General features: G+C 69.1%; 9 protein-coding genes. 3 read left to right on the top strand and 6 right to left on the bottom strand.

Going from position 1 to position 10,097, the window contains the following annotated elements:
• Positions 1 to 78 precede the first annotated feature (78 nt).
• From E2651_RS17385 to E2651_RS17395, 3 genes are all read left to right on the top strand, one after another.
• Positions 79 to 1,155, top strand: coding sequence for a ParA family protein (locus E2651_RS17385; RefSeq protein WP_135332073.1), 1,077 nt, complete (start codon positions 79 to 81; stop codon positions 1,153 to 1,155).
• Positions 1,152 to 2,267, top strand: coding sequence for a ParB/RepB/Spo0J family partition protein (locus E2651_RS17390; protein WP_135332063.1), 1,116 nt, complete (start codon positions 1,152 to 1,154; stop codon positions 2,265 to 2,267). The genes E2651_RS17385 and E2651_RS17390 overlap by 4 nt, the downstream gene beginning before the upstream one ends.
• Positions 2,268 to 2,573: 306 nt before the next feature.
• Positions 2,574 to 3,191 (top strand): GNAT family N-acetyltransferase, encoded by a 618-nt coding sequence (locus E2651_RS17395; RefSeq protein WP_135332064.1) that lies wholly within the window; start codon positions 2,574 to 2,576, stop codon positions 3,189 to 3,191.
• Between the two features lie 117 nt (positions 3,192 to 3,308).
• Here E2651_RS17395 and trxA read toward each other — a convergent pair whose 3' ends face one another.
• From trxA to murJ, 6 genes are all read right to left on the bottom strand, one after another.
• Positions 3,309 to 3,641 carry a thioredoxin gene (gene trxA / locus E2651_RS17400; RefSeq protein ID WP_135332065.1) on the bottom strand — a complete coding sequence of 111 codons (333 nt, stop codon included), beginning with the start codon at positions 3,639 to 3,641 and terminating at the stop codon, positions 3,309 to 3,311.
• A 43-nt stretch (positions 3,642 to 3,684) separates the two neighbouring features.
• Positions 3,685 to 4,644 carry a thioredoxin-disulfide reductase gene (trxB, locus tag E2651_RS17405; RefSeq protein ID WP_135332066.1) on the bottom strand — a complete coding sequence of 320 codons (960 nt, stop codon included), beginning with the start codon at positions 4,642 to 4,644 and terminating at the stop codon, positions 3,685 to 3,687.
• Between the two features lie 184 nt (positions 4,645 to 4,828).
• A complete protein-coding gene (locus tag E2651_RS17410; protein ID WP_348541644.1) occupies positions 4,829 to 5,824 on the bottom strand; it encodes a hypothetical protein in 996 nt (331 codons plus the stop codon).
• Positions 5,824 to 6,558 (bottom strand): RNA polymerase sigma factor SigM, encoded by a 735-nt coding sequence (gene sigM / locus E2651_RS17415; protein ID WP_135332068.1) that lies wholly within the window; start codon positions 6,556 to 6,558, stop codon positions 5,824 to 5,826. Before sigM ends, E2651_RS17410 begins: the two co-directional genes overlap by 1 nt.
• 35 nt (positions 6,559 to 6,593) lie before the next feature.
• Positions 6,594 to 8,303, bottom strand: a complete 1,710-nt coding sequence (locus tag E2651_RS17420; RefSeq protein WP_135332069.1) for a protein kinase family protein — start codon at positions 8,301 to 8,303, stop codon at positions 6,594 to 6,596.
• 118 nt (positions 8,304 to 8,421) lie between these two features.
• The coding region (gene murJ, locus E2651_RS17425) for a murein biosynthesis integral membrane protein MurJ (protein WP_135332070.1) at positions 8,422 to 10,097 on the bottom strand (1,676 nt) is incomplete at its 5' end.

Genomic DNA, 10,097 nt, shown 5'->3' on the forward strand with positions numbered 1-10,097 from the left:
GATAAGGGCACCGAGTTGTCCACAGAGGTGGATTCGTCCACAGAAGACCGGGCCTCGCTGGTTCACGACCCTCAAAGCATGGGAGGCTCTGTTCATTGCGAGCCTGAAGTCGAGGAGAGTGAATCCTTGCGGTCCGACGCCAACATCGCGGGACCGATGACCGATCCGGTCCCCGGTCCCCGTACCGAGTCGGCGGGGGAGGATGTTTCACGTGAAACACCGCCCCCGATGGACGACACCCCTATCGGTCGTGCTGCCCAACTGGCGGTGGAAGCCCTTGGCCGCGCAGGCGAAGGCCTGCCGCGACCCGAGCAGACACGCGTCATGGTGGTCGCCAACCAGAAGGGTGGAGTGGGCAAGACGACGACAACCGTCAATATTGCCGCTTCGCTCGCTCTGCACGGCGCGCGTGTCCTGGTCATCGACCTCGACCCGCAGGGCAATGCCTCCACGGCTCTGGGGATCGACCACCACGCCGAAGTGCCGTCCATCTACGACGTGTTGGTGGAGAGCAAGCCGCTCTCCGAGGTCGTTCAGCCGGTGCCCGATGTCGAGGGTCTCTTCTGCGCCCCCGCCACCATCGATCTCGCCGGTGCGGAGATCGAGCTGGTGTCGCTGGTGGCGCGGGAGAGCCGGCTGCAGCGGGCGATCCAGGCGTACGAGCAGCCGCTGGACTACATCCTCATCGACTGCCCGCCGTCGCTCGGTCTCCTGACGGTCAACGCCCTGGTGGCCGGTGCGGAGGTACTGATCCCCATTCAGTGCGAGTACTACGCACTGGAGGGCCTCGGCCAGCTCCTGCGCAACGTCGACCTGGTGCGGGGGCATCTCAACCCGCATCTGCACGTCTCGACGATCCTGCTCACCATGTACGACGGCCGGACCCGGCTCGCCTCACAGGTGGCGGACGAGGTGCGCAACCACTTCGGCGAGGAGGTGCTGCGGACGAGCATTCCCCGCTCGGTCCGTATCTCCGAGGCGCCGAGCTACGGACAGACCGTGCTGACCTACGATCCGGGGTCGAGCGGTGCCCTCTCGTACTTCGAGGCGGCCCGGGAGATCGCGCTCCGCGGTGTCGGCATTCGCTACGACGTACAGCACGCCCACATGGGCGCTCAGAATGACCAGCACAGCACGACGGAGGGGTTGCAGTGAGCGAGCGACGGAGAGGCCTTGGCCGTGGCCTCGGCGCCCTGATCCCTGCGGCCCCGACGGAGAAGTCGGCCGCCCAGGCCGCGGGTGGGGCTGCGGGCTCCCCCACCGCTGTACCGGTGCTCACCGCCGAGCGGGGGGTGGCGGCCGCGAAGGTGGCGGCGCTCCCGCAGAGCTCCGTTTCACATGAAACGGAGGAGCCGGCGAACGGGACGGTGGAGGCCGCGCCGGAGAGTCCGGTCGGTGCGCACTTCGCCGAGCTGCCGCTCGACTTCATCACGCCCAACCCGAGGCAGCCGCGTGAGGTCTTCGACGAGGACGCCCTCGCCGAACTCGTGACCTCCATCAAGGAGGTCGGGCTTCTCCAGCCGGTCGTCGTGCGGCAGGTGGGCAGCTCGCGCTACGAGCTCATCATGGGTGAGCGGCGCTGGCGCGCCTGCCGTGAGGCGGGACTCGAGCGCATCCCGGCGATCGTCCGCGCCACGGACGACGAGAAGCTGCTCCTGGACGCACTGCTCGAGAACCTGCACCGTGCGCAGCTGAACCCGCTGGAAGAGGCCGCCGCCTACGACCAGCTGCTCAAGGACTTCAACTGCACGCACGACCAGCTGGCGGACCGGATCGGCCGTTCGCGCCCGCAGGTCTCCAACACGCTGCGTCTCCTTAAGCTGTCGCCGGCGGTTCAGCGCCGGGTCGCCGCCGGAGTGCTGTCCGCGGGCCACGCTCGCGCTCTGCTCTCCGTCGAGGACTCGGAGGAGCAGGACCGCCTCGCTCACCGGATCGTCGCCGAGGGCCTCTCGGTGCGGGCCGTCGAAGAGATCGTGACCCTCATGGGCTCGCGGCCGCAGAGCGCCCCGAAGGCCAAGGGGCCGCGCGCGGGTGCTCGGGTGTCGCCGTCGCTGACGAAGCTCGCCACCCGCCTCTCGGACCGGTTCGAGACCCGCGTGCGGGTGGACCTCGGTCAGAAGAAGGGCAAGATCGTCGTCGACTTCGCTTCACTGGAGGACCTGGAGCGCATTCTCTCGACGCTCGCCCCGGGCGAGGGGCCGGTCCTGATGAACGGACTCGCCGAGGACACACCCGAGGAAGACGCCCCGGAGGACGGAGAGGCCTGAGCCTCATCAACCGTGTTTCCAGAGCGGGCCGTGTCCGGTGTGTACCGGAACACGGCCCGCTCTTTGCTTTCTTACGGTATCGATGCAATCGCATCGTGGATACGATGCGTTCGGGTATGGCGCATCCAGCTGACGGCACCTCATTGGGGAGGCAGGGGCCATGCGATCGGTGAGCCGCACCGGACTGATGACCGCGGGCCTTGGGCTGGGAGCGGTCGGCGGATTCGTCGGCAGCCTGCTGAAGGAACGGAGCGCTCTGACTGCCGCCCGCGATGCCGCTGGCGAAGGAAGTGAGGAACCGCCTTCATGGGGCGTCGGCTCGTACCGCTCACGCTGGACAACCTTCCGGACCTTCCCAAGCGCTGCCGGTCGTGCGTCTTCTGGGAACTGGACCCGGTCAGCGGCCAGGCCGCGGTGAAGGCCGGCACGCCGGAGCTGGAGAAGGAAGCCTGGATCTCCGCCGTCCTGTTGGAGTGGGGTTCCTGCGGCCGCGTTGTCTACGTCGACGAGGTGCCGGTGGGCTACGTGCTGTACGCACCCCCGGCGTACGTGCCCCGATCCACCGCGTTCCCCACGAGCCCTGTGTCGCCGGACGCCGTGCAGCTGATGACCGCATGGATCATGCCGGACTACCAGGGCCAGGGGCTCGGCCGGGTGATCATCCAAACGGTGGCCAAGGACCTGTTGCGCCGTGGCTTCAAGGCGATCGAGGCCTTCGGCGACGCCCGCTGGGAGAAGCCCGCCTGTGTGCTGCCCGCGGATCATCTGCTGGCGGTGGGCTTCAAGACGGTCCGCCCGCACCCCTCGTATCCCCGGCTCAGGCTTGAGCTGCGTACGACGCTCTCCTGGAAGGAGGACGTCGAGATGGCTCTCGATCGACTGCTCGGGGCGGTGCAGAAGGAGCCCGTTCTCCGACCGCTCTGAGCCGACCCCTGTCATGCGAATGGGCCAACCCCGGAGGGTTGGCCCATTCGTGTTTCACGTGAAACAACGTCGCGTGGCGGTCGGCGCTCGTCGTCGGCGCCTGTCGCTCATCGCTCGTTACTCGGCGATGAAGTCCGCGAGGTCGCGCTCGAGAGCGGCCTTCGGCTTGGCGCCGACGATGGTCTTGGCGACCTCGCCACCCTGGTACACGTTCAGGGTCGGGATGGACATGACGCCGTACTTGGCGGCGATGCCCGGGTTCTCGTCGATGTTGAGCTTGACGATCTCGATCTTGTCGCCATGCTCGGCCGCGATCGCCTCGAGCGACGGGGCGATCTGACGGCACGGACCGCACCAGGCGGCCCAGAAGTCCACCAGGACAGGCTTGTCGTTCTTGAGGACGTCTTCCTCGAAGGAAGCGTCGGTCACGTTCTTCAGGGTGCCGGCCACGGCGGGCTCCTTAACTTGGGTGGGGCGGTGGGAAGAAGAGATGTCAGACGGTGGCGGCCGCGGTCTCGCTGTCCGTGAGGGCGGCGAGGAAGCGCTCGGCGTCCAGGGCGGCGGAGCAGCCGGTGCCGGCTGCCGTGATCGCCTGGCGGTACGTGTGGTCGACGACGTCACCGGCACCGAAGACACCGGTCATGTTCGTTCGGGTCGAGGGCGCCTCGACCTTCAGGTAGCCCTCGTCGTCCAGCTCGAGCTGGCCCTTGAAGAGCTCCGTGCGCGGGTCGTGGCCGATCGCGATGAACAGACCCGTCACCGGCAGCTCGGAGGTCTCGCCCGTCTTGAGGTTGCGCAGCGTCAGACCGGAGAGCTTCTGCTCGCCCTTGATCTCGGCGACCTCGCTGTCCCAGACGAACTTGATCTTCGGGTCGGCGAACGCGCGGTCCTGCATCGCCTTGGAGGCACGCAGGCTGTCGCGGCGGTGCACGATCGTCACGGACTTGGCGAAGCGGGAGAGGAAGGTCGCCTCCTCCATCGCGGTGTCGCCGCCGCCGATCACGGCGATGTCCTGGTCCTTGAAGAAGAAGCCGTCGCAGGTCGCGCACCAGGAGACGCCGCGTCCGGAGAGCGCATCCTCGTTCGGCAGACCGAGCTTGCGGTGCTGGGAGCCGGTCGTCACGATCACGGTCTTCGCGCGGTGCACGGTGCCCGCCGTGTCCGTCACGGTCTTGATCTCGCCGCTGAGGTCGACAGCGATCACATCGTCCGGAACCAGCTCGGCGCCGAAGCGCTCGGCCTGGGCCCGCATGTTGTCCATGAGCTCGGGGCCCATGACGCCGTCCTGGAAGCCGGGGAAGTTCTCCACCTCGGTGGTGTTCATCAGCGCGCCACCCGCGGTGACGGCGCCCTCGAACACCAGCGGCTTCAGCGACGCGCGTGCGGTGTAGAGCGCCGCCGTGTAGCCGGCGGGCCCGGAGCCGATGATGATCACGTTACGGACGTCGGTCACGGCTTGATTCCTCGTCTCTGGAGACTGCTGCGTACTGCTGGTGGGTGCCTGTCTCAGGTCTCTCACCCCACCCAACGGATCCTACGGGGCTTGCATTCCCGACGTGTCCGGGCGCACGTAAGCATGCCAGGGACGGCGGCATGCCCCTGCACGACCGCGCTCCTCTTGCCGGTGCGGCGAGAGGTCAGGGCCGGGCGTAGGAGTTGGTCAGCAGAATCTTGCCCGCGGCGGTGGACGACGGCTTGTCGTTGCACGTCGCGTCGATGACGTACGCGGAGACCTTGGCGCTGTCGGAGTCGTGGGACGCCACGACGAGGTAGGCGTCCTTCCCCTTGTACGTGCCCTCCTCAGCGGCGATCGGCGTCCTCGCGCCGAGGCCTCGCTGGACGCACTCCGGCACCGAGCCCGAGGCCTCACGCATCGGAGAGTTCTCCTTCGGGGACTCCGGGCTCGATCGCACGTCGAAGGACGGCTTGCCACCGTCGGTCTCCGCGGTCGGGGTCTTGGCGAGGAGGTCGGTCACCTGGCCCTTGAGCTTCTCCTCGGAGAAGGCGTGCGCGGAGGCGGGGTGCTCCGACGCGGTGCCGGCGGTGCCGCCCGAGCCGCCGCCCAGGTTCTGCATCAACAGGGAGCCGAGGCCGATGGCGGCGGCCGTGACGACCGCCCCGAGCACGGCAGTGCGCCGACGTCCGCCCCGGAACCGGCTCCGGCGCCCGGGGCCAGTGGCCGCGCGGGCGTGTCCGGCGGGCCGGTCGGCGGAAGTGGGCGCCGACTCGGCGGAGGCGGGCGATGTTTCACGTGAAACACGCGTGCCGGTCGACGCGCTGTCGGGAGCGTCGGTCTCCGGAGCGTCGGTCTCGGGCGCGATGCTGTCGCGGGAGACGGGCTCCACGTCGAGGGACTCGGGCTCGAGCGATTCAGGCGTGATGGAGTCCAGCAGCGCCTCCGCCGCCAGCGCCGCGTCGATGCGTCCGGCGACATCGGCGGGCATCCGCGGCGGACCCGGCAGCGTGCCGAGCATGCCGCGGATCTCCTCCAGGGAGGCGTAGACATCGGCGCAGAGCTCGCAGTCGTCCAGATGCCGCCGCACGTCGAGGGTGCGGGCAGGGGGGAGCAGTCCCTCCGTGAGGTCGGAGATCTCAGCGACTTCTGGGTGCCCGGCCGAGTCGGTCGTGGTCATCACGCTCGCCCACCTCCGCCCTTCACAGCAGCTGAATCGCTTGGTCCCGCTTCCCGTGGCCCCGCTGCAGGTGGGACGGATGTCCCCTGCGTCCGGTTCCTTCCCGGGTCCGGCTTCTTGCCGTTCTGGTCCTCGCCGCCGTCTCCGCTCGGCGTACGGGTCTCCGTACGCAGGTGGGTGAGCAGCGGCAGCAGTCTGGCTCTGCCGCGTGCGCAGCGGCTCTTCACGGTGCCGGTGGGCACATCGAGCACGCGGGCCGCCTCGGCCACGGGATAGCCCTGCATGTCCACCAGGACGAGGGCGGCGCGCTGGTCGTGCGGCAGCGTGCCGAGGGCCTCGATGAGCTGGCGGTGCAGATCACCCCGCTCGACGGGGGCCGACGCCGACTCGTGCGGTTCCAGGAGCTGCTCGAGCCGTTCGGTGTCGTCGATGGGGGAGGTCTTCCGGGAGGCCGCCTTGCGCGCCCGGTCGAGGCAGGCGTTCACCGTGATCCGGTGCAGCCACGTCGTGACGGCGGACTGACCGCGGAAGGTGTGCGCGGCGCGGTAGGCGGAGACCAGGGCGTCCTGTACGGCGTCAGCGGCCTCCTCGCGGTCCCCCAGCGTGCGCAGGGCGACCGCCCACAGGCGGTCGCGATGGCGCCGGACGAGCTCACCGAAGGCATCCTTGTCGCCGGCCACATGGCTGGCCAGGAGGTCCTGGTCGCTCATCTCGCCGTGCGTGGTGTCATCCACCGTCGAACCCCCTCCCCCCCGGTGAGCCCAGTCCCTCAGTCCGTGAACTTCACGTCCGTGATGGCCTGCTTGTACCCCGCGCTGCTGTACTCATCACGGGGCGACTTCGGTACATCGGTCAGCCAGACGAGCACGTACTGCGTCTTGACCGGCTTCTCCGCCTCGACCTTCAAGCTGTGGCCGGTGGTCTTGGCGGTCCCGATCTCCTTCATCGCGCTCAGCGGCGTCGAGGAGGACATCGAGTCCGTGGCGTACAGCTTGACCGTCGTGTGGGCGCCCGCATAGCGGAGCCCGATCGACGCCGTCGACAGGTCCTGCTCCTTGCCGAGGTCGTAGACGATACCGACGCCGGGCTTGTAGGGCGCGAGCGTGGGACCGTCTATGAAGCTGTTGGTCCGCCAGTACGTCGAGTCGTCGCCGTCGTACGTCTTGTCCACGCCCTCGGGGTTCTGCGCCTGGCCCTCGGCGACGTACTCGTCCGCGTCCTGGATCTGGAGCGGCTTGCCGGGCTTCGGCTTGTTCTTGTCGCCGCCGTCGGAGGTGTCCGTCGAGCCGGGGTCGTCGTTCTTCCCCCGGTCCATGAGCGCGTCCGCCAGCTGCCAGCTGCCGAGTCCCAGGGCCGCGATGAGCAGCGCCGACACGGCCCACTTGAGTGCCTTGCCCGTACGGCTCTGCAGCGGGGGCGGCGGGGTCGGCACCGGCTGGGTGGCGCCGGGACGGGCCGCGGGGCGGCCGTAGGTGCCCTGCTGGTACGTCGTGCGCTGGTACTCGGGAGGTGCGGTGAACGCGGGCTCCGGAGGGCGGATGCGGGGCATCTCGCCGATGGCCTTCACCAGCTCCTCCGGCGTCGTGCACGGAGGCTCCTGGCGGGAGGCGGTCGCGCCCTCGTTGACGAGCGCGCGCATCGAGAGCTCGGAGAGGCCCCTGTGCACGCCCGCGCGCACCTGGTCGGGGGCGATCAGGCCGACGCCCTTGGGCAGCCCGGAGAGGCCGTACGCGTCGTCCTCGTAGGGCCAGCGCTGGGTCAGCGAGGCGTACAGGAGCGCGCCGATCGCTTCCGTGTCCGTGCGCTGCGGGGTGTCCGAGCTGATGCCACGGAGCGCGGCGTTCACGGCGAGGCCGCGGATGCGGTACTGGCCGGTCGACGTCCTCAGGATGGCGCTCGGGGTCAGCCGCAGGTGGGCGAGGCCCTCGCGATGGGCGGCAGCCATGGCCTGGGACACCTGGCTGACGAGCTGGTACGCGTCGTGTGCCTCGAGAGGCCCCGCCGCCAGCAGCGCGGTGAGTTCCGTGGCATCCGGCAGCCACTCGTGGACTACGTAGACGAGGTCGTTCTCCTCGACCGCGTCCAGGACGTGCACAAAGCGGGGATCGCCGAGCAGCGCCGACGAGCGGGCCGCGGCGAGCACCGATCGTGCCCGTGGATGGTCGGCGGGCAGCAGATGTACGCCGACGGCCCGGCGGAGTTTCTCGTCCACCGCGCGCCAGCTGCTGAAACCGTCCAGACGGGTGACGCACTCTTCGAGTCGATAGCGTCTGGCGAGTTTGTGACCGCTGTGCAGCTCGGGGGGTGATGCCGCCCCCGAGCTTGTGGGCTCGCCGGTCTCTGCTGCGCCTTCTTCTGCCGTTTCCCGCTCCCGGGTCTGGGCCACCCCGTCGGCCGTGGCCTGCTCCGCCTTCGCGGTCAGCGGCTCATCGCCGCTGTTGTCTGCCACGTCGACGGCAGCCGTGCTCCGTTCCGCCACCGTCGTTCCTGCCTCCCCATCCGTTGCGCTTCGTCAGACGCCAAAGCCAATTGTGCCCACAGTCCGGCGCTATGCACGACACGCGGCGGCCGGTGATGGTTGTGCGAACCCCTCGAACTCACCGTCCGAGACGGCCGCGGACCATCCCGACCATGGAGTTGAGTTCCGCGATCCGCATCTTTCGGGCGGCGACGAAGAAGACGACGCCGAGCGCGATACCGCCGACGACGAGCGCCACCAGGGAGCTGAGCGCCCCGGTGCCCATCGCCTTCAGGACGGCGAAGCCGACCGCACCACCGATGAGGGCTGCGGGGATCGAGGCTCCGAAGAGGCGGGTGTACGTACGCGCCACCTGTGCGCCGTCCAGATCGCCGCCCAGGCGCGTACGCAGCCGGCGCCAGGCCACACCGACGCCCACCGCGTAGGCGAGGCCGTAGGAGGCGGCCATGCCGACCACGGCCCACCGGGCGGGCAGGACGAAGAAGCACAGAGCCGAGGCCGCCGCGTTGACGGCTGCCACGATGACGGTGTTGTAGAACGGCGTGCGCGTGTCCTCGTAGGCGTAGAAGCCGCGCAGGACGACGTACTGGACCGAGTACGGGATCAGGCCGAGTCCGAATGCCATCAGGGTGTAGCCGATGTTCTGCGCGCCCGAGCCGGAGCCCGCGTACAGCAGCGTCGCCATCGGCACGCCGAGGGCGAGGAAGGCGAAGGCGCACGGCACGATCGCCACGGCCGAGGTGCGCAGGCCGTACGAGATGTCGTCACGGACGGCAGCGGGGTCGCCGTCGCTCGCGGAGCGGGAGATGCGGGGCAGCACCGCGGTCATCACGGAGACGGTGATGATGGCCTGCGGCATCTGCCACAGGAGCAGCGCGTAGTTGTACGCGGTGATGCCGGTGCCGGAGTGGCCCTGATCCGTGGCAGTCGTACCGGCGCTGGTGGCGAGCTGGGTGACGACCACCATGCCGATCTGGTTGGCGAGGACGAAGAAGAAGGTCCACTTCGCGAGCCGTGCCGCCTTGCCGAGGCCGTGTCCGCGCCAGTCGAACCGGAGCCGGAGCTTGAACCCGGCCTCACGCAGGTACGGGAGCATGGCCAGGGACTGGACGACCAGGCCGAGCAGTGTGCCGAGGCCCAGCAGGCGCACGCCGTCCGGCGTGATGTTGGACGGGGCGACCCCGGACGAGGTGAAACCGCCGAAGGCCCAGATGAAGGCGCAGAAGGTGGCGATGACCACGATGTTGTTGAGGACCGGGGTCCACATCATCGCGCCGAAGCGGCCGCGGGCGTTGAGGATCTGTCCGAGCACGACGTGCACGCCCATGAAGAACATGGTCGGAATGCAGTAGCGCGCGAAGGTGACCGTGACTTCCATGCGGACCGGGTCGTCCGCGATCGTCGGCGACATCATGCGCACGAACATGGGAGCCGCCACCACACAGATCACGGTCACACCCGCGAGCATGACCATGACGAGGGTGAGGAGCCGGTTGGCATACCCTTCGCCGCCGTCGTCGTCGTTCTTCATGGAGCGGACGAGCTGCGGGATGAAGACCGCGTTCAGTGCTCCGCCACCGACGAGGACGTAGATCATCGTCGGCAGGGTGTTCGCGACCTGGTACGAGTCGTTGAGCAGGCCCACGCCGATCGCGGCCGCCATGACCAGGGTGCGCAGGAAACCGGTGAGCCGGGAGACGATCGTGCCCGCGGCCATCAAGGCACTGGACTTCAGCAGGCTCGAGGCCCGGCCGCCGCCGCTCGACTTCGGGGCGGGGGCGGGGGCCGGCGGTG

It is taken from the genome of Streptomyces sp. MZ04, from assembly GCF_004684775.1.
In the GTDB taxonomy this organism is placed as follows: Bacteria; Actinomycetota; Actinomycetes; order Streptomycetales; family Streptomycetaceae; genus Streptomyces.

Excerpts from the sequence above, each read along its gene's own strand:
- E2651_RS17385 (WP_135332073.1), top strand. The coding sequence starts at position 79 with ATGGGAGGCTCTGTTCATTGCGAGCCTGAAGTCGAGGAGAGTGAATCC.
- E2651_RS17395 (WP_135332064.1), top strand. The coding sequence starts at position 2,574 with ATGGGGCGTCGGCTCGTACCGCTCACGCTGGACAACCTTCCGGACCTT.
- E2651_RS17410 (WP_348541644.1), bottom strand. The coding sequence starts at position 5,824 with ATGACCACGACCGACTCGGCCGGGCACCCAGAAGTCGCTGAGATCTCC.